This is a genomic window from Terriglobia bacterium (assembly GCA_020072645.1).
Lineage (GTDB): Bacteria > Acidobacteriota > Terriglobia > Terriglobales > Acidobacteriaceae > Angelobacter.
The window spans coordinates 1-19025 of the sequence record JAIQGK010000007.1; the positions used below are offsets into that span (position 1 = coordinate 1).

Genomic DNA, 19025 nt, shown 5'->3' on the forward strand with positions numbered 1-19025 from the left:
ACCTTCCTCGCAACACTGCAAGATTCTGCGCCGCAACTCGTCTCCGAATGCTTTCGCCATCCTTTATGTTGCCGCAGGAGCTTCGCCGAACTTACAGTAGCATAGCTTCCATCAGTACGCTATTAACTAAAATGGTATAAGGCGAGGATAAAACCGTTAAAATATCCTCGGCAAAGCCGGTTTGATAAAGTTTCCACAAGAGAGGCTATGGGCAGTTTCTTTTCGATTATCGCGGTAGGATTTTTTCTGGGGATGCGCCATGCGACCGACGCGGACCATGTAATTGCCGTTACCACCATCGTGACGCGCCAGCGCCAGCTCAGGAGCGCGGCGATGACCGGCGCATTCTGGGGCATGGGCCACACTCTTACAATCTTCGTGGTAGGAGCCATGATTATCCTGTTCAATGTAGTCATTCCTACCCGTCTTGGTTTGAGTATGGAATTTTCTGTGGCGCTCATGTTGATTGTTCTTGGCATCATGAACGTTGCAGCGTTCATGCGTTCGGCATCAGCGATTTCGGCCAGCGCCAGCACGGATTCTGGAGAAGTGCACATTCATCCGCATGCGCATGGCGATTACGTTCACACGCACGCTCACGGACATTCACCGGAAACGCACTCTCATCGTTCTGACCGCACGCCATTGGCTCTTATGGACCGTCTCTTCGGCAAGCTCGCTTTATATCGTCCCATACGGCCGTTTATTGTGGGCGTGGTCCATGGGCTTGCGGGGTCCGCCGCGGTAGCTCTGCTTGTTTTGGCTGCGATTCCCAATCCACGCTGGGCGGTAGTTTACCTGCTGGTGTTTGGGGCAGGAACCGTGGGCGGCATGATGTTGATCACGATGAGCATCGCTTCTGCTTTCACGTTTATGGGAAAGGGCCGCCACAAATTTTCACACCGGCTTGGACTTGTTTCAGGCTTGCTCAGCATGGCATTTGGGTTATTGCTGGTTTACCAGATCGGATTTGCAGGCGGCCTTTTCACCAGCCATCCGCATTGGCTGCCTCGATAAACCCTTTCAATAAGAATATCGGACGATGCGAGCAATTTTAGGAAACACAGATCGGCCTAGCCGGTGAGAATCTTTCCGGGCCAGGCTGTTCTGCAAAATGTTTTCGCCCAGACGTCATAGGACGCGCAGCATCCTGCGACGTCACTACCCTGGGAGCTGAGTTCCTCGCCCGTGACAGGCCAATGTCCACCAACTTTCGGTTACTCTAGATCACGTGTTTGCGTCTGGTCGCCATCTTTTTGCGCCGCACCACGATGATGATCACGAATATTACTGAAAGTATACCGGCGCCGATACGAACCATAGTTGCTAGATCCATTGAAGTCTCTCCTTATTGAATTGAATCAACATTACTGAAAACTTACCGCCCTAAGAGTCGCTTGCTGTCTCTACTCCTCGACTACAGTTACACCAATCAAAACTTTGCTGGCCACAGGCCGTCCATCGAGCTGCGCGGGCAGGAATTGCCATTGCTGCAGAGCGTGGATGGCCGGCTGAGACCGCGCGTCCTGCGTGCGTATGGACCGCAGCGATTGCAACTTGCCGGTTTCGTCAATGACGCCGCTGACAAAGACGGCCCCCTGCTCACTCGCAAGCTGGGTCCTGGGCATTGTGGCGGCCACTTTCTTTTGCGCGAATGGAGGCACCACCATGCCTGCGCCGGTCGGTCCATGATTCAACATGGCATACTGCATTGGCCAATCCGCACCGCCTCCCACATCACCCATAGGAATTGCCACGCTGAAGACAGTCTCACTTCGATCGAAGACGCCCATGTCACGTCCAGCTCCGCCGCTGCTACCTCCGGAGATAATGGTGATGCCATAGGATCGGCTCATCGGAACAGTCCGGCTGCCAATCCCGCCATTGCGTCCCGGACTGCCGCCAGAAATCGAAATCCCGCCTGCACCGCTGCTGCCCGTCACTCTGCCGCTCATGCCACCATCGCCGTGACCATGACTTGATGTGCTGGAGCCAGAGCCGGTTCCATTGCCGGATGTGACGCCCGTTCCAGCAATGTTTCTGCTGCCAGCAGCGGGTAAAGAAGAGCTGCCGCTGGTCCCAGCTCCTTTATTACTATCGATCCCTGCGCTGGCGCTTTTATATGGCTGTGAAGCACTCGCGCTATTCTTTGCAGGTGTAGTCTCGGATTTGCCATCACCCGCCAAGAATTTTGGCGGAGAAGCCGTTCCAAGCGACGGCCCTACAACAAAGTTGCCGCTCAGTTGGGCATCTGGAATCTGAACAGAAGGGTCGGGAGCAACGCTGACTGCGTTTATCACAATCACAGCTTTTCGCTGAGTGGCTTCTAACTCGACAATCGGGCTGCTTACCGCGGCCGGCTGCACGGCGGCTTTAGCAGATGCAGGCTCCGATGGAATTGCAGAAACTGGCTGCGGAACGCTCACTAGTTTGGGCAATTCTACGGTCGCTGCCGGAATGGGAATTTGGACTTCAATTCTACGTGGAGCGAACTTTGGGACTGCTGGCGACGGCAATATCACCATGCTTTGCAGCCGCACAGGAAATTTGAGGTTCGGGGGCGACACCAGATCCGGGCGGCGAATGGTCTGCACGCGATTTGTTGCGTTGGGAAAGTCAGAGATGATCTCCTGCGGACCGGCATAGTCACGCTTGAGAGGTATGGAGTCGATCACAGCACTGGGCGCCGCAGGCGCGGCTGATCCCATAGCGCCGGAATCGCTGGCAGTGACCTTTGGCAGCAAAGGCAGAATGAGCGGCTCATAGGGCGATGCGACCGCTGTGTTTTTGTGATCGTACTTATCAATCACAACCGGACTATGGAAGAGGGCAGGGAACCAGACGAATGCCACAATCGCCACTGCATGAAAAGCGCCGGAGAATAGCATCCCCCTGGTATACGTGCGGCGCGGCAGCAGCTTCAGCGCCGGCGGCTTAATGCGTCTTTGCAGCACGGGCGCAGGCACCAGCGTGAGCTTGCGGGGAGGCGGGGCTAGTTTGAGGCTTAGCATCATTCCAGCAACGTCGCTCTCAGTACCGCAAAGGTTGCGGCAGGGTTCAGGATCATATTGATTTCAGGATTTCCGCCCAACGAAAGCTCGTCCACAACAATGTTTCCCAGGGCATAGGAGTGCGCGCCGGATCCGCCCTGTAAAGACAGGCAGCTGGTATTTGTGCCACAAGTGCCGCCACTACCGGAATGAAAATATAGAAATCCCGACGACAAAAACTGTCCGCCACCGCCCCAACTGGGGCTGGCCGAGGTGGCGCGATTCTGGAAGAACAAAAAGCCGCGATTGCCGTCCGGAGAGGCGTAAGTCCCGGAGCACGGGCCCAGCAGAATATTTCCATCGAGTGTTGCCGGAACCTGCGCTGGATTTGGTGATCCGCCGGGACATTGCAATGCCCGGGACGCTACAGCACCGGTACCGACCGAGGACAGCGTGCCGTTAATTTTGTAAGACACCACACATCCGTTAGGGGTTCCGTTACCGGAGGATGCCGAGGTACAAGGAGAAGACTTGCCGCTGTTGGAAGTGACGCCGACGGTGGCGGAGGTGCTGAAGTAAAACATTACGCCATTGCTGCCATCGCCAGTAGCGGTGCTCATGCGCGATGTTGAGTTATCACCCAGATTGAAGCCATTCGCGGCAACATAATACAGGCCGGGATCAAGGATGCCCGTGGTCAGTTTGTTCAGGACAATGACTCCGATGTTCTGCCATGTGATGCTGCCATCGTTCTGGGTACCTCCCAAACAGGATCCATCGGGTTGTCGTGTGCAGACGGTTTGGTTCCATGGGTTCGGCCCAGACGATGCAGGCGAGATCGACGTACCGGAATTCAACGCTATGTAAACAAATCCGCCCGAGTTATGCTGCGAGTTTGTTGGTTGTATTAGTGTCCCCGCCGCAAAAGCTGTGCCGGCCGCCCACGGTTGCGCAGCTATGTTGAAATGCGGGTTAGATCCGGTGTAGGGAAGCAATAAGCAGCCTTGCTCTCCAGGGTTGATTGCGCTGCTTTTATTGCAGCCAGTGTAATTGCCGGGAGTAAACTCCACGCATCCGTTCGGGTCAGGGCAACCATTGATGCCAAACGGAACAGGCCTGGCGCTGCCGAGTGTGCCAGGCACTGGAGGTGCGCTTTTGGTTGCGAATGGATCACCGAAGGGAGCAGCCGGAGAAATGTAATGTCCTGTACTGCCGACATCGACGCTGCCAGGCTTGGTTGCAGGTCCGCCAAAGACGGCGAGATCTGAACCCGTATTTGCCGGTCCCCCTTGAGAAAGATCGACGACACCAGCCGTCAAAGCTCCGCTGTCCTTGGAGTCAATCTGGATGGATCTTTGCGGTCCGCCGAAGATACGGATTTTCGAGCTGCCGGTAACGGACAGGGATCCCGAAGCACTTGTGTGCAGGATCACCAGCGGCACAGGCACGTTGATGGGTGAAACGCCGCAACCGGCTTTCGCCTTGATGTTTACCGTCGAGGCGGCTCCAACCATCTTGGTGAACGACATAGGCACCGGATCGGTAATTGTCACTTCCATGTAAGGGAATGTGGTTGCTAATGTGCTGGGGAGCGCTGCCACGCCGGGCAGGGAACTGGGAAAGCTCACATGAACCTTGGAACCGGAATAGCCGTTCAGAGTAGCGTACGTGCAAGGCGGAGTACTGGTGTTGACGGTGCAATCGAAATCGGCGCCAATCCAGCTGAAACTTTGCAGACCGTTTTGTCCGGAAGAGGATGGATCAACCGCATTCAGGTACAAATCCGCGGCTCCGGCTTCACAGGCCGCGTCTGCCGCACCTTGCGCCATCTGGCGGCGTGCCCAAACCTGAGTGTAGTCCGTGGCCACCCCCAGCATGGCCATAAGAAACAGGCCGATAAAAATAACGATCGGGATCAGCGTCTGGCCGTGCTGTGATGAGCGCCTTTGCAAAGTTCTGTAGCGATAGATTTTCATGGGACGATCATCCTCCCTTCCGCATAAGTCGTCATGGTGGGCGTATTAATGAACTGCTTGAGCCAGGGGACGTATGTATAGGTCACAGTGACGCGTACGCGGTTTGGGGGAGAAGCGCTGCCATCGGGAAAGGTAACTGACGGTGGGGACATCGCTCGAATGTCATGCAGCGAGGTTTGAGCAAAGGTTATGACCCTGGCTTGGGTACCAGTGGCGTCCCCGCCACTATGAACAATGGCATAGCGCACGCCTTCATTGGCGGCATCAGCCATTACGGCATAGGTATACATCATCCATCCCAACTCGAAGATCCAAAAAACAACGGTGAAAATCACCACAATCATCATGGCTGTTTCCAGCAAGCTTTGGCCGCGTTGCTGTTGCGATCGAGTTTGCGGTGGGCGAATCATATTCAGTACAAAGACCTCATGGAGACGTGCCGGCGGAAAATCGGAGTCCCCGGCAACACTACATTGAATGCTGTGCCGGGAATAATGGGAGTTACCCGGTACCCAACGTCCACCTGGTTGAGTGCGAAGACTGGCCCTTCAGGATCGGCTGCGACCGCAGAAAAACCGATTGAAGTATCGCCAAAAAGGGTGCAGTTGGCCCCACCCGTAGCTGGATTCGTACCCATGCAAACTCGCACGCCCGTATTCGACGCGTTAGAGCCGTGGACGGCATTGGTCATGTTCTCAAAAACAAGGGTGCTCACAGCTGTTGCGCTCGGCGCTGATACCGTCGTGATGGAAGCGCCACCCTGTGCGGAATACTGCACGCCTTGTCGCGGCGCCGCTGCCAACGACAGCACCACAAACCAGAAGTAGCCAAGATTGATGAGATTGAAGGCAATGCCCAGCAGGAGCGGCATGGCGATGGCCGTTTCCAACAGGCTTTGTCCCTCGTCCTGGCGTCGCCGATGAATCAAATTTCGTACCCACATAACCTTTGCCTCATTGCGCGGAAACTTTCACGCGATCAAAAGTCAGAACGTCCCCGATTGCTGTTGCGGTGGAATCCAGCATGCCAGAGGGAAGTTCCAGCACGGCCGCCGCCTTCCAGAAGATCCGAGTCATTCTGAACTGACGCATGCGATGCCGCAGGGCAAGCACATTCCAATTGCTATCGAGCACTACAATATCGATGGGAAACATCATTCCCCAGGTGTGCACTCCCTGCGAGGGCACAATCAGAAGTCCGTCGCCAGGTAAAAGTTTGCGTTCGCCCAGCAGGCCGATGATCCTGCTCAATCCGGTATCCGCCACGCGAATGCTGTCTCCCAGGACCGTTTTCCTGGTTGTGTTGACCGCGCGCACGACTTTGTGGTGAAAATGCATAGTCCTAATTGATCATTTCCTGGAAGAGCTTCTTAAGGTGCATGAGTGCGGGCAGCAGCGTTACCACGAAAATACTGGGAAAAATAAAAAAGATCAGTGGGAAGAGCAGTTTCACTCCGGTCTTGGCCGCCAATTCCTCTGCCGCCTGCATACGGCGGGAGCGCAACGTGTCTGCGAACACGCCCAACGCATGGGCAATGGGTGTGCCAAAACGTTCGGTTTGCACCAGCATGGTGACGAACTGGCGGACAAAATCAAGGTCCACACGCTCTGCCATGCTGCGCCAGGCATCCAGCCTCGGTTTCCCGGCGCGCAACTCGCGGTTGACAATCTGGAACTCTTCCGCGAGGCTAGGCGCGGTCGCCGCCATTTCCTCGCCCACGCGCGCCATGGCCTGATCAATCCCTAGCCCCGCTTCCATGCAGATCACCAGCAGATCAAGCGCATCAGGAAGGGCCATGCTGATGTTGGTCTGCCGGCGGGTTACCAGATACGAAAGCACAAGATCGGGTATAAAAAAGCCACCCAGGCCGCCCACCACGATAGCAATCCACATGTTGCTGGCGAAGAAAGTTCCTGCAATAACGCCTGCCACCGGCAACAAAAGTTTTGCTGCGGTATAGATTTCGATGTATTCCGGCTTGCGGAAGCCCGCCAGTGTGAGCTTGTATGCCAGGTCCTGGTCAAAGCCGGAAACCAGCCCGCGAAACGGCTTGAAGATGCTGGTTATTTGTGCAGCTACTCGCGCCAGACCCGTGCTGGGCGTGGCTGCGATCAGCGTGCCGGCATCAGGCGCTGTATAGGCTGAAACTTCCATCAGCCTGCTTTCCACGGGGTCTCTGCTGGTTAACATCACTAACACGGCAATAACAAACAGGAAGACCGTAATGGCCGCCGAAATTAAGAAGATGAGCATTACCTCCTCCTTAAAACCTCACATTTACTATCATGCGTATCAGCAGTATCCCGAGCACCAGCAAGATCGCGGCACAAATCACCAATTCCACGCCGACGGTACTCTCAAACATCACCTTGTAATAGCCGGGATTTAAAAAATTCATGCCAATAAAAATCACGAAGGGAAGTCCAATCAGGATTCCTCCGGTGAGCCGGCCCTGTGCCGTGCGAATCCGCACGTGACCGATGACGCGAATGCGCTCGCGCAGAACGTGCGACGTCTTATCGAGAATCAGCGCCAGATTGCCTCCTGTTTCCTTCTGCACCAGAATGGCGGTGATCAGGAATTGGAGATCGGGCACCGGCATGCGGCGGCTCAAGTTGAGCATGGCCTCACGGAATGGCAGGCCGAAGCTCTGCTCATCGGCGGCCCGGCGAAACTCCGCGCGCAACGGGTCATCGCATTCCTTGGCAATGGTTTCAATGGTGGCCGGCAGCGCCTGGCCGGCGCGCAGGCCGCGCGACATCAGGTCAATGGCTTCCGGCAGCAGTTCCGCGAAACGCCGGGAACGCCGCTTGCGTTTCTGCAGCAGGTACAAATATGGCAAAAATCCCAACACCAACCCCGGGAGCCAGCCTAGTAGTCCGGGCGCAATCCACCAGTTGCCCAGCGCAGCTCCCACGCATATGAGCAAGAGAGTCATGATCACTACTTGCCCTACGGTCCATTTCGAGTCGCATTGTTCAATCAGCAAATGCAGGCCAACAGCCAGGCGGTTATGCCGCAGGAACTTGTCAAATGCCGGGACTGTGCTGAAAGTAACTTCTTTTACGATGCTTGGCTCGTCGCCTGATGGGGAATCCGAGCTCCGGTCCAGCGAAACCAGCCGGGAATGGATGAGCTTGTCAGTTTTTGAGGGCTCAATAACGAGGGCCACCACGGCAAAGGCGGCGATCAAAACGATAAAAAAGATGCTTACAATCGTCACGGCTATACCTCGCAAACGTGCTCAAACAGGTCAGACGAAAGCTGGATCCCAGAAGCTTTTAAACGTTCCATGAACAAAGGCCGCTGCCCTGTGGCACGGAATCGTCCCAGCACATGGTTGTTTGGGCCGATGCCAAGACGGTCAAACACGAAAATGTCCTGGAGCATGACCATGTCTTCGCCGACGCCGGTAACCTCGGATATTTGTGTGACGCGGCGCGAGCCGTCACTGAGACGCGCCACCTGCACAATTACCGAGACTGCCGCTGCGATCTGCTGGCGAATGGCTTTATCGGGCAGGTTGATTTCCGCCATTAACGACATGGTTTCAAGACGGGCGATTGCGTCGCGCGGATTGTTGGCGTGAATAGTGGTCAGCGAGCCATCATGGCCGGTGTTCATGGCCTGGAGCATGTCAAGCGCTTCACCGCCGCGTACTTCGCCTACCACAATGCGGTCGGGCCGCATACGTAAGGAGTTGATCACAAGTTCGCGCTGTCGGACGGCTCCTTTTCCCTCCACGTTAGGGGGACGGCATTCCAGCCTCACCACATGCGGCTGCTGCATTTGCAACTCAGCCGAGTCTTCAATGCTCACGATGCGTTCGCGGTCAGAAATAAAACTGGACAAGGCATTCAGCAGTGTGGTTTTGCCGCTGCCCGTACCGCCCGATATCACAATATTGAGCCGCGCCTGTACCGCCGCCTGAAGCAGTTCGAGCATTTTCGGCGTGATGGTGCGAAACGAGAGCAACTGCTCGATTCCAATAGGCACGCGGCCAAATCGGCGGATGGACATGATGGGCCCATCGATGGCGAGCGGTGGAATCACAACATTGACGCGCGAACCGTCATCAAGGCGCGCATCGCACATAGGAGAAGATTCATCCACGCGCCGCCCTACGTTGGAGACAATTTTGTCAATGATGTGGCGCAGGTGCGCCGCATCCTTGAAGACAACGTTGGTCAGCTCCAGCATTCCGCCACGCTCGACATATACCTGACGGTGCGTGTTCACCAGAATGTCTGTAATCGTCTGGTCCTGCAGCAGGGGCTCCAGCGGCCCCAGGCCGAATACTTCCTGCAGCACCTCACGGCAAACGCGCTCCCTTTCAGATCCGCTCAGAGGGAAGTTGGTAACGCTGATCAGGTCATAAATAACGTTCTGTACCTGGGTACGTGCGTAAGCGTCCTGAAGTGACGTGAGCCTCTCCAGGTCAATCTTGTTCAGCAACTCACGGTGCAGCGTTGTTTTCAGCTCCTGGTAGGACTTACCAGAGACGCCATTGGAGGACGCCGGTGGAGCTGAAGTGGTTGCGAATCCAAATGCCATTTTTACTCCCTAACTACCTGCTAAACAGAGACATCACGCCGCCGGACTGGGACTGGGCCATAGCATTGTCATCGGTATTGCTGGCGAGGTTGCGTGCCCAAAGCTGAATGGCCTCGCCAAAGTCAGACTTACCGGAAGGGATAGGCGCGCCGGCGTTGATTGCCTTGATGACTTCGTTGTAACTATTGGGCACGCGCACGGAAATCCGCCGCCCCAGGGCCTTCTCAATACGATCATCGGCCAGCGGTCCTCGCTTGGAGTGGCGGTTTAGTACTATCTGGATCTTGTTGGCGTTGTATCCCAACCTTTCCAGGTGCTCAATGTAACGAACTGCATTGCGTATGGAGGGAAGCTCCGCGGTCAGCACGATTACGACCCGATCAGACTGCGAAATGCAGGCCAGGGTCATATCGCTCAGTCCCGGCGGGCAATCCACCACTACGAACTGATAGCTCTCTCCGAGGAATGCCAGTGTACGTTCCACCGCGGAAGGTGAAGCCTTTTGAACAACGTCCACGGTCTCCGGCGAATCCAGCAGGTGCAACCCGGAATTGTGGCGCAAGAGAAAGCCTTGAAGTAGCTCCTGGTCCAGTCGGTCAGTGTTGTTGGCCAGCTCATAAAAGCTGTATTGATGGCGGCCAGTACCGAGATAAAGTGATGCATCGCCCAGCGCGGAGTGTTGATCTACCAGCAGGCATTTGCGCTGGTTACGTCCAGTAAGCTCCAACGCAAGGTGTAGTGCCAGGGATGTAACGCCGGTGCCGCCCTTGGCGCCGATCAGAGTAATGATCTTGCCATGGACTTTGGAGCGCGTTCTTTCCTTCTGCTTCGCTTCCACCCGCGCCAACCCGTCAAGAACGCGATCGTTCTGGATAGGTTTCAGCAGGTACTCAATGCAGCCCACGCGCATGGCCGCAATGATCCGTTCAGGTTCAGTGTTTGCCGAAACCGCAAACACATGCACGTCCGGATAGTTATTCCGCAAATGTTCCGTAATCCATATGGCCTGCTCATTGTTTCGATCGTAGTCAATAAAGCAGACACGGGTCCGCGCCTTCTCTCCGGCGCGGCCAACTTCACGCTCCGCTCCGGAATAGCCTTCAACGCTTGCTGCCATCGCCGCTCCCGGCACCGCGAGCATAAAGTTGGCCAGCGTGCGATAGGACATTGCGTCAAGCCCTACCGTGGTTACTGCAATACTTGCTGTATTCGCCGCCGAAGTTATGTTTCCTTGTGTAGCCATTACCTATTACCACCTGAAGGAATCTTGGAATCGAAATGTTTGGGATCCAGGGGTGTCGTAGGGCCCTTGGGTAACTGTGGAGGTTCTATTGGTGCTGAGGCCGGATCAACGATTGAAGGAGTAACGATTACTACCAGTTCGGAGTTGGTCTTGCTGACCGTCTTGGAGTGGAAAAGCAGGCCCAGTATTGGAATATCACCGATGCCCGGTACTTTGGAATACTGGGAAACGGTTCGCTGGTCAAGCAGCCCCGCGATGCCGAAGCTCTGCCCATCTCGCAGGTCTACTACTGTTTCAGCATGGCGGGTCGCGATCGCAGGCAGTGTAAAGCCGTTGATGACTACCGCATTGCTGAAATCAAGCGAGCTGACTTCCGGAAATACTTTCAACCGGATCGTATTGTCTTCCTGAATTGTCCCCGTAAATTCCAGCTTCACGCCGAATGGCTTGAACTGCACAGATACGGTATTGGCGCCGGCCACGCCAGAAACCACCGGGTAAGGTAGTTCACCGCCGGCCAGAAACCTTGCCGCTTCGCCGTTTGCGGCCAGCAGGTTCGGCTCGGCCAGGATCTGCAGCAGATTCCGTTGCTGCAGGTCTCTAATGGTTGCGCCCAGATTGATATCAGGGCGGAAGATAAAAATATTGAGCAGATCGCTCAGGCCGATCGTACTGGATGGCACACCGGTTCCAGTGCCGGTGCCGCCGCCAGAGTTGTCGTTTTTCACCAGCTGCGGCGGAGCGAATTGCTGGGTGCCAATGACGCCGATGGTGTTGGCAGCTCCGGTACTGAAGAGATTGAAACCATACGAGCTCATTTTTGCGCGGTCTACCTGGGCGAACTTGACCTTCAGCAATATCTGCTTTTGCCGACCCGGCAGCGCAATGCGAATCGAGTTCACGATCTCTTTGGAGAAAGGAACGGCCATCTTGGCAATCTGGTCAGCTACGGGGACCGCTGTTGCCGTTCCGGTTAAGACAATCCTGTTCTCCTCAGCTTCCACCTGAATCTGTTCATTGGGAAAGCCGCGAGCGACCGCTTCCCGCAGCAGGGAAACGTCTACATCTCCAAAGACTTCGAGGATGCGCGATTTGTTGTCTTCCTGCCAGAGCACTACGCTGCTGCTGCCGGAGGCAACTGCAGTAACAACCAGTTCATTCGCGGCTGTGGTAGCGGTGGTAACAACTGCGGGGTTGCCGACCAGCACCCGTTTCAAGCGGGCATCAGTCCGGATAACAACCGAGTGACCCACCAGAATATGCAGGACCTGATTGCCCGCAAAATTGTCCGCCGACGTCGCTTGTTGTGCCGCGGACTGCTGCTCCGCAGTCGCAGGCTGGGTGCTGGGAGGAACAGCGCCTTGCGCCATAGCGACCGGGCAAAAGCCAGCAGATATGATAATGATTCCGCTGAGCGTGGATAATAGCCGTTTGGTTCCGTCGAGTTTCAGAATGCCTCCTCTTCCTTTAACTGCCAGGAACGTGTTCAGTTGGTTGCCGGAAATTTGGCAACCGTGATCTTGCCGCCAGAAAGCGTTTCCACCGTGTAACCTTCAGGCGCCTTGGGCGCAGGCGTCCGTTTGGCATGCAACTGCGGCTGGGGAGCTTTTTTTGGTGTCCCGGCCAACTCGGCCATGTCCACGGGGGCGGTATTCGGACGGGCGGCATCGCCGCCATTCCGTAGAACAAAATGAATGCTGCCCTGGTTTTGCGTCGCCTGGCTTTGCGCCAGCGCCAGCTTTTCGGATTCTTCCGGCGTGACCAACAGGGTAACCACGCTCACATTTTCTGGCTTGCCGTTGGGATCGGGATCGGTTTTGGTACCTGTCGCCAGCACCTGCACGTTCTGCAGCACAGTGTGCGTGGTGCTGGAGGTATTGTTTTCGCCGCGCAGCGTGACCAGCACATCCACATGCGAACCAGGGAAGATGAAGCCGGCAATGTTCATTACTTCATTGGTCTTCACGGAAGTGGCGCGCATGCCGTCTGGAATCTTGGCGGAGAGGCCGAAGCTCCCGCTGGAGGCGAGGCCACGTTTTTGCACCGGCTCTTTTGGCTCCAGCGCATATATCGGCACACGGCCAATGGCATCTTCTTTCTTCTCGATCAACCCTTCCAGCGGAACATTCGCCGGCCAATTGATCTCCGTCAGGCTTTCCGCAGTGAGCGGAATACCGGGCTGTACGGAGACTGCGGCCGCAATCACGCGTTTTGTAGAGGGAGCGGAAGAAGACTGGGAGCGCGTAATACGAACGTAAAAGATTGAAGTGATGGCGATTGAAATAACCAAGGCAGCAACCAGAGCGATACCAAGTCTTTGTGTTCCCATAAACCTTATCTCCACATCGGCATTAAAAATGCCCAGTACAGGGTGCCTGCGGCAAACGCGAGCCCGTAAGGCAGGCGTACCGCAGTGGGGTTATCCAAATTGACTTCAGGGTGTGTGCGAAGTCCGTGGACCGCGTGAAAGCCGACAACAGCCAGCGTATTGCGCAGCGTCTTCAACACGCGGCCGGTGAAAACCATAACCAATATGGCAAGCGCGCCTCCGGCAACCGCGGTGGCAAACATCACCTGCCACGACCCGGCCGGTCCAATGATGCAGCCCAGCGCTGCCGCCAGTTTCACGTCGCCCGCGCCCATGGCGCGGACCAGGTGAAAGATCAAGAAAACGCCGCCAAACAGAAGACCGCCAGCCAGACTCTGGAGCAAACCGCGCCAACCATGAACCGCAGCTTGCAGCACAAGGCCGGCGATCATGGCGAGATACGTAAGCCGGTTTGGTATACGCCGGTCGCGAACGTCGGTGATGGCCGCAGTTACAGCAACTGCGGTCGCCAGAGTCGGAATGATTTGAGCCAGGTTCATAGATGGCAAAAAGTTGAACCGCAGCATACCGCCTGCGGTGGAAATGTGTTTAAGCCTCATAGCCGATCTGCGGAGACAGTAAAGCTGCCCCACAGCGGAGCGGCTACGCGGGTTTGAAGTGAATGGCGCCATGCAAGCCGGTGCCGCCGGCGCCACACAGCTTCGGCTTAAGCGACCGCAGCTTGAATGCGGGCGTTGATTGTGGTGATCGCTTGGCCGATATCACCAGCCAGGCTGGCTGAGCCTGCGACAACCGCCGTCAGAACGGCTGCCAGGACCAATGCATACTCAAGCAGGTCTTGGCCCGACTCTTCACGATGCAGGTTTTTCACGAACTGTGCGAATGTCATTTCTAAATCTCCTCCGTCTAGGAATTTTGTTGCAGAAAATTTCTTATACCCCTGACGCCATGTAGTAATGCACGGCTTGTGCCAAAGCAATCCGATAAAGAATGCATGCAGATAAACGATTTCTTAACTATGAAATGCAATTGCACTAAATGACATGAGTATCTATATAGTCTGCTGAGTTTTGCGTAGCGTTAAATTCTGGGAGAATGACTAATTTAGCCGCAAACAGATGATAGATAATGACCTATAAGACTTATGTGACCTTCATCACACGGTTGTGAGCGGCATCGGTAGTTGGCAATCGATTGCACACAACTTAGCGCATCGCTTGCCGGGCCGAGTTGAATGGAGGAAAAAATCGGCGCGATAGAATTCGAGTATTGTGATCCCTGCCCAGATGGAAGACGCAAACTTTTACAACCCTTGAGAAACTTATTTTTCGGATTATGAAAAGACCGGAGTCTGCCAGCAGCTTCTTGGGCGTTAGTGCAGAAAGCCAAATCACTTACGGGATTTTCTTCGCTATGGACTGGAACAATTTTCGGAGTAGGGCTATTTGGTGATCCTTTCCTGATGCACTGCGTTCGAAAATCAAAAGTGCCTTTGGATGTGCCCGGGAGGGCGCCAGAGTTAGAATAGTCGGGAGGGAAATTAGAGTTTACTGCGTCGAGCATGCCATCCATTACCCTGATTGTGAACGGAGCTGAACACAAGACCGAGTGTGCGTCCGAAGAGCCTTTGCTCTCGGTCCTGCGTAACCGGCTTGGCCTGACCGGTACCAAGTACGGCTGTGGTGAAGGCCAATGCGGCGCTTGTACGGTTTTGGTACGGGGCAAAGCCACTCGCTCTTGCCGCACTCCTGCTGAGTCTGTGGCCGGGCAAAAGATCGTGACCATTGAGGGCCTTACGGCAAATGGTCATTTGCACTCTTTACAGCAGGCGTTTCTCGATGAAGAGGCCTTCCAATGCGGATACTGCACATCGGGGATGATCATGTCCGCGCACTCAGTGCTCGCGGCGCACCCTCATCCTTCCGATGAAGAGATCATCCAGTTCATGGACGGCAATGTTTGCCGCTGCGGCACATATCCACGGATCATGGCTGCTATCCGCCGCGCCGCTCAGGGAACAAAGAAGCCATGAAAGAGCTGACGCCAACGCGCCCCTATATCGACCTGCTGGAAGCGGAACAACATACGGTGGAGCCGCTAAGGCACCTTTTTGACGTTAACCGTCGCGATCTGTTTAGGCTTTTAGGGGCAGGGGTGGTGGTGGGTATATGCAGGCCTGGCGTGTTCGCGCAGGAATCGGGCCGCGGCGGCCGTAGTGAAGAAATCCCGCATGACGTTGCTTCATGGCTGCATATCGGCGCCGATGGAAAGATCACGGTCTTTACCGGCAAGGTGGAGATGGGCCAGAACATCCGCACCTCACTGGCCCAGCAAGTAGCGGAAGAGCTGCGCACTCAGACGAATTCAATCACCATGATCATGGGAGACACGGACCTCACCCCGTTCGATCTGGGCACGTTTGGGAGCCGATCTACTCCGCAAATGGGATCGCAGCTCCGCAAGGTAGCGGTCGTGGCGCGTGAAATGCTTCTTGATATGGCGGCGCAGCGCTGGCAAGCCGATCGCAATTCGCTGGTGGCGCACGACGGCGCTATTACCAACTCGCGTACGAAAGAAAGCTTCAGCTACAGTGAGCTCACGCGCGGCCAGAATCTGGTGAAGGTCGTAGCGGATGACTCCGCTCTTACACCAGCCACGCAATGGCATGTGGCTGGAACGTCAGTGCCAAAAGTGGATGGCAAGGCCTTTGTTACCGGCGCACACAAATACACTTCTGACCTGGCGCAAGCAGGCATGCTTTATGGGGCCATTCTGCGTCCGACGGCGTTCAACGCAACACTGGTTTCATTGGACTCAAAAGAAGCAGAGAAGCTTCCTGACATTAAGATCGTACGTGATGGAGATTTCGTCGGCATCGCGGCTCCTGATCCGCAGACGGCACTCAATGCCCGCCAGGTGCTGAAGGCCGAATGGAGTGCGCCACATCAGATTTCCGAAGCTGCGCTCTTCGATTCCTTGCGCCAGGGCACCGAGGGCGAAGCACGCAGAGGCGGCTTTGGCGGGGGACGTGAAACCGGTTCGGTCCAAACGGCGATGGCCTCGGCGGCAAAGACTCTGTCGCAAACCTATACCGCGGCCTATATTCAGCATGCGCCGCTGGAGCCGCGCGCCGCCCTTGCGGAGTGGGAGGGCAACAAGCTCACCGTGTGGACAGGCACGCAGCGGCCGTTTGGCGTGCGGGAAGAATTGTCAACGGCATTTCACATCCCACTCAATCAAGTGCGGGTGATCGTTCCTGATACTGGCTCGGCATACGGTGGCAAGCACACTGGCGAGTGCGCCGTGGAAGCCGCGCGTCTGGCCAAAGCCGCCGGCAAGCCGGTGAAGCTGGTGTGGACGCGACAGGAAGAGTTTACATGGGCTTATTTCCGGCCTGCAGGCGTGATTGACGTCAAGAGCGGAATCGCCGCGGACGGCACGCTGGTGGCTTGGGAGTTTCATAACTACAACTCCGGACCGGCAGGCATTAACACGCCGTACAGCGTCGCAAATCAGAAGAGTGAATTTCATCCTGCAAAGAATCCGCCGCTACGGCAGGGATCGTATCGCGGCCTAGCAGCTACGGCCAATCATTTTGCCCGCGAGAGCTACATGGACGAACTGGCCCATCTTGCCAGCATGGACCCGCTTGCCTTTCGATTAAAAAACATTACAGACGCACGGCTGCGCGCCGCGTTTGAAACCGCAGCCGAGCGTTTTGGCTGGGGCAAGCAGAAGGCGACGCCTACGCGCGGATTCGGCATCGCAGGCGGCTTTGAAAAAGGCGGTTACCTGGCAACATGCGCGGAGATTGCTGTAGACCGCTCCATGGGACGGATAAAGATCGTTCGCGTAGTGCAGTCTTTTGACTGTGGCGCTGTGGTCAATCCGAACGGTTTGCGCAACCAGATCTCAGGCGCCATTGTGCAAGGCATCGGCGGGGCCTTGTTTGAAGCCATACACTTCGACAATGGCCGCATCAGCAATCCTTACTTCGCCGATTATCGCCTGCCCCGCTTCAGTGATGTTCCCCAGATTGAGGTCGAGTTGATTGACCGCAAAGATCAGCCTTCCATGGGCGCCGGAGAAACGCCGCTCATGGGCTTGGCCCCGGCAGTGGCTGGCGCGATCTTTAACGCTACAGGAATTCGCTTGCGCAGCTTGCCGTTGATGGCAAAGCCGCTGCCCGCCGCTTAGGCCCCTAGTCCTCAGAGTCTCCATCTTCGAGAGAATGCAATTTGCAATGGCGCTATCTGTACAAACGCAGACGGAATTTCGCCGCGAAATCTGCCATGTTGCCGAGCGTGTCGGCTTGTGGCCGGCCGTGTCATAAGCGAACGTTGTCAGCCTATGGAGCGGATCCTGAACGGTCAGCGGCAGATCCTGTGAATTGTAGGTGTAGGTCGTGGTCTTACCCATCGGATCGGTGGAGGTAAGCAGGTTTCAATTTGCGTCAGTAAAGGTTGTGATCCGCTTGAGCGAGTCATAGCCGTACTTAAGCAGGTTGCCCTGGGCAGCCGATTTGAAAATCTGCGGTGCTCTGGACGCCAATGGGCAGTCGAATTACCCGCCAGGTGGAAATCCCAGCTACTGAAAGAAGCGCTTATGGAAATAATCGCAAGAACCACCTTGCCGACGATCAATAGGTGCCGTAGTGGGAAGCGCAGACGCTCTTCCCACCGGCCTGTTTTACTGCGTGACAATCCCTTGTACGCTGATCGGAAACCCATCAGTGCTCGAGACATGCGTCAAGGTGCCGTTCCGCTCGATTCGATAACCCTGGACCGTCCCGAGCAATGAACTCAGGACATAAAGAAATTCGCCGTTCGGAGTGATGGCAAGATCAATGGGAACGCTTTGGGGACCGCCTGTATCTGCGGCTATTTCCTCCGCCAGCACCAGCTCGCCGTGGGGTGATACTGCATAGGAAGAAAGAGTGCCGCTGCCGGTATTGGAGACGTAGGCAAAGTGGCCATTCGGAACAAATCGGATCCAACAGGCCGCGCTTTGATGATCCGGAACCGCCGCGCTCACCGCAACCAACTCGCCCGTGGGTTCAATGCGATAAGTAGAGACACTGGCTCCATTTATCACTGGAATGCGGGGAATACGTTCGTTCGTCTCCGTAATCGCAATGATGCGCCCTCGCCCGAAAGCGGCTCCAAAGGGCGTGTGGTTGTTGGATACGAGCTGAGTATGTGCGCCCGGAGTTCCTCTTTTGGTCATTTGGAAAACATCGATTAGGTTGGCCAGTCTCTCAGTGACAATGAGCGTATTGCCGTCTGGCGAGAACGCTATCTGGGCTGGATCTGCCGTGGGGCTGCCCGCGCTGCGGGTTGAATCAGGAATCGGATTCAGCTTACCGGAATCATCCAGATTGAATCCGTTGATGTTGGGATTTCCATGGGAATTTAAGACATATACCAGGCTTCCATGGAGCGAGAGGCTGACCGGATATTCGCCATTGGAACTGACTTTGTCGGCCAATACCAAGCCTTCCTTGGTGATGACCATTACTGAAACCTCATTGCTTCCGGCATTGACCGCAAGCAGGAATCTGCCATCAGGAGTGGCAATCAGGGCATCCTGCGAATCAAGAGGGTTGGGGCCACCGATAGGCGGAGGCAGAGGAAGAGGACCGCTGCCAAGACCGCCGGTTGATACTTCCTCCAAACGCGTCAATGATCCATCCTGATTACGCTGCAGGGAAACTACGGTATTACCTGCCAGCTTATTTGTCAGAACATATACTCTGCCTCCATCGGCATCATCCTCGGCGTGTCCAATGGTCGCAAAAAAAGTTGCCGCCAGCCAGATCGCTCCCATAGTCAAGATCAGCCGATACCATAAATTCATCCTCAATTTCACAGGTGTGCTCCTTTTTGCGGCACAAGGCCGCGTTGGTGACTCAAGATGGTCTTCGGCAGAGGTAA

17 protein-coding genes are annotated in these 19025 nt (G+C 55.7%); 3 read left to right on the forward strand and 14 right to left on the reverse strand.

The window, feature by feature from the left end; genetic code table 11:
• The first annotated feature begins 207 nt into the window (after positions 1-207).
• Complete coding sequence (locus tag LAO76_11400; GenBank protein ID MBZ5491526.1) at positions 208-1017, forward strand: high-affinity nickel-transport family protein; 810 nt, start codon at positions 208-210, stop codon at positions 1015-1017.
• Between the two features lie 389 nt (positions 1018-1406).
• On the opposite strand, the gene LAO76_11405 is transcribed toward LAO76_11400, so the two are convergent.
• From LAO76_11405 to LAO76_11465, 13 genes are all read right to left on the reverse strand, one after another.
• Positions 1407-3014, reverse strand: a complete 1608-nt coding sequence (locus tag LAO76_11405; GenBank protein ID MBZ5491527.1) for an energy transducer TonB — start codon at positions 3012-3014, stop codon at positions 1407-1409.
• The gene (locus LAO76_11410) at positions 3011-4966 is read right to left on the reverse strand and encodes a hypothetical protein (GenBank protein ID MBZ5491528.1); all 1956 of its coding nucleotides are present in this window, start codon (positions 4964-4966) and stop codon (positions 3011-3013) included. The genes LAO76_11405 and LAO76_11410 overlap by 4 nt, the downstream gene beginning before the upstream one ends.
• Positions 4963-5376 (reverse strand): pilus assembly protein, encoded by a 414-nt coding sequence (locus LAO76_11415; protein MBZ5491529.1) that lies wholly within the window; start codon positions 5374-5376, stop codon positions 4963-4965. The genes LAO76_11410 and LAO76_11415 overlap by 4 nt, the downstream gene beginning before the upstream one ends.
• 2 nt (positions 5377-5378) lie before the next feature.
• Positions 5379-5909: a pilus assembly protein gene (locus LAO76_11420; GenBank protein ID MBZ5491530.1), complete on the reverse strand. Its 531-nt coding sequence runs from the start codon at positions 5907-5909 to the stop codon at positions 5379-5381.
• A 10-nt stretch (positions 5910-5919) separates the two neighbouring features.
• Positions 5920-6303, reverse strand: coding sequence for a DUF192 domain-containing protein (locus LAO76_11425; protein ID MBZ5491531.1), 384 nt, complete (start codon positions 6301-6303; stop codon positions 5920-5922).
• A gap of 4 nt (positions 6304-6307) precedes the next feature.
• On the reverse strand, positions 6308-7219 hold the full coding sequence (locus LAO76_11430) for a type II secretion system F family protein (protein ID MBZ5491532.1): 912 nt from the start codon (positions 7217-7219) through the stop codon (positions 6308-6310).
• A gap of 10 nt (positions 7220-7229) precedes the next feature.
• Positions 7230-8189 (reverse strand): type II secretion system F family protein, encoded by a 960-nt coding sequence (locus tag LAO76_11435; protein MBZ5491533.1) that lies wholly within the window; start codon positions 8187-8189, stop codon positions 7230-7232.
• Between the two features lie 2 nt (positions 8190-8191).
• The gene (locus LAO76_11440; protein MBZ5491534.1) at positions 8192-9520 is read right to left on the reverse strand and encodes a CpaF family protein; all 1329 of its coding nucleotides are present in this window, start codon (positions 9518-9520) and stop codon (positions 8192-8194) included.
• A 13-nt stretch (positions 9521-9533) separates the two neighbouring features.
• Entirely contained in the window at positions 9534-10763 is a 1230-nt protein-coding gene (locus tag LAO76_11445; protein ID MBZ5491535.1) for an AAA family ATPase, read from the reverse strand.
• Entirely contained in the window at positions 10763-12133 is a 1371-nt protein-coding gene (locus LAO76_11450; protein ID MBZ5491536.1) for a pilus assembly protein N-terminal domain-containing protein, read from the reverse strand. Before LAO76_11450 ends, LAO76_11445 begins: the two co-directional genes overlap by 1 nt.
• A gap of 116 nt (positions 12134-12249) precedes the next feature.
• Positions 12250-13092, reverse strand: a complete 843-nt coding sequence (gene cpaB / locus LAO76_11455; GenBank protein ID MBZ5491537.1) for a Flp pilus assembly protein CpaB — start codon at positions 13090-13092, stop codon at positions 12250-12252.
• Positions 13093-13097: 5 nt separating this feature from the next.
• Positions 13098-13691: an A24 family peptidase gene (locus LAO76_11460; protein MBZ5491538.1), complete on the reverse strand. Its 594-nt coding sequence runs from the start codon at positions 13689-13691 to the stop codon at positions 13098-13100.
• A 107-nt stretch (positions 13692-13798) separates the two neighbouring features.
• Complete coding sequence (locus LAO76_11465) at positions 13799-13981, reverse strand: Flp family type IVb pilin (protein MBZ5491539.1); 183 nt, start codon at positions 13979-13981, stop codon at positions 13799-13801.
• Between the two features lie 672 nt (positions 13982-14653).
• Here LAO76_11465 and LAO76_11470 point away from each other — a divergent pair.
• A complete protein-coding gene (locus LAO76_11470; protein ID MBZ5491540.1) occupies positions 14654-15124 on the forward strand; it encodes a (2Fe-2S)-binding protein in 471 nt (156 codons plus the stop codon).
• A complete protein-coding gene (locus LAO76_11475; protein MBZ5491541.1) occupies positions 15121-17289 on the forward strand; it encodes a molybdopterin-dependent oxidoreductase in 2169 nt (722 codons plus the stop codon). The genes LAO76_11470 and LAO76_11475 overlap by 4 nt, the downstream gene beginning before the upstream one ends.
• Positions 17290-17781: 492 nt before the next feature.
• On the opposite strand, the gene LAO76_11480 is transcribed toward LAO76_11475, so the two are convergent.
• Positions 17782-18948, reverse strand: coding sequence for a lactonase family protein (locus LAO76_11480; GenBank protein ID MBZ5491542.1), 1167 nt, complete (start codon positions 18946-18948; stop codon positions 17782-17784).
• Positions 18949-19025: the final 77 nt, after the last annotated feature.

What these genes read in the sequence shown, in the direction of transcription:
- LAO76_11400 (MBZ5491526.1), top strand. Translation starts at nt 208, where the DNA reads ATGGGCAGTTTCTTTTCGATTATCGCGGTAGGATTTTTTCTGGGGATG.
- LAO76_11405 (MBZ5491527.1), bottom strand. Translation starts at nt 3,014, where the DNA reads ATGATGCTAAGCCTCAAACTAGCCCCGCCTCCCCGCAAGCTCACGCTG.
- LAO76_11410 (MBZ5491528.1), bottom strand. Translation starts at nt 4,966, where the DNA reads ATGAAAATCTATCGCTACAGAACTTTGCAAAGGCGCTCATCACAGCAC.
- LAO76_11415 (MBZ5491529.1), bottom strand. Translation starts at nt 5,376, where the DNA reads ATGATTCGCCCACCGCAAACTCGATCGCAACAGCAACGCGGCCAAAGC.
- LAO76_11420 (MBZ5491530.1), bottom strand. Translation starts at nt 5,909, where the DNA reads ATGTGGGTACGAAATTTGATTCATCGGCGACGCCAGGACGAGGGACAA.
- LAO76_11425 (MBZ5491531.1), bottom strand. Translation starts at nt 6,303, where the DNA reads ATGCATTTTCACCACAAAGTCGTGCGCGCGGTCAACACAACCAGGAAA.
- LAO76_11430 (MBZ5491532.1), bottom strand. Translation starts at nt 7,219, where the DNA reads ATGCTCATCTTCTTAATTTCGGCGGCCATTACGGTCTTCCTGTTTGTT.
- LAO76_11440 (MBZ5491534.1), bottom strand. Translation starts at nt 9,520, where the DNA reads ATGGCATTTGGATTCGCAACCACTTCAGCTCCACCGGCGTCCTCCAAT.
- LAO76_11445 (MBZ5491535.1), bottom strand. Translation starts at nt 10,763, where the DNA reads ATGGCTACACAAGGAAACATAACTTCGGCGGCGAATACAGCAAGTATT.
- LAO76_11450 (MBZ5491536.1), bottom strand. Translation starts at nt 12,133, where the DNA reads ATGGCGCAAGGCGCTGTTCCTCCCAGCACCCAGCCTGCGACTGCGGAG.
- cpaB (MBZ5491537.1), bottom strand. Translation starts at nt 13,092, where the DNA reads ATGGGAACACAAAGACTTGGTATCGCTCTGGTTGCTGCCTTGGTTATT.
- LAO76_11460 (MBZ5491538.1), bottom strand. Translation starts at nt 13,691, where the DNA reads ATGAGGCTTAAACACATTTCCACCGCAGGCGGTATGCTGCGGTTCAAC.
- LAO76_11465 (MBZ5491539.1), bottom strand. Translation starts at nt 13,981, where the DNA reads ATGACATTCGCACAGTTCGTGAAAAACCTGCATCGTGAAGAGTCGGGC.
- LAO76_11470 (MBZ5491540.1), top strand. Translation starts at nt 14,654, where the DNA reads ATGCCATCCATTACCCTGATTGTGAACGGAGCTGAACACAAGACCGAG.
- LAO76_11475 (MBZ5491541.1), top strand. Translation starts at nt 15,121, where the DNA reads ATGAAAGAGCTGACGCCAACGCGCCCCTATATCGACCTGCTGGAAGCG.
- LAO76_11480 (MBZ5491542.1), bottom strand. Translation starts at nt 18,948, where the DNA reads ATGAATTTATGGTATCGGCTGATCTTGACTATGGGAGCGATCTGGCTG.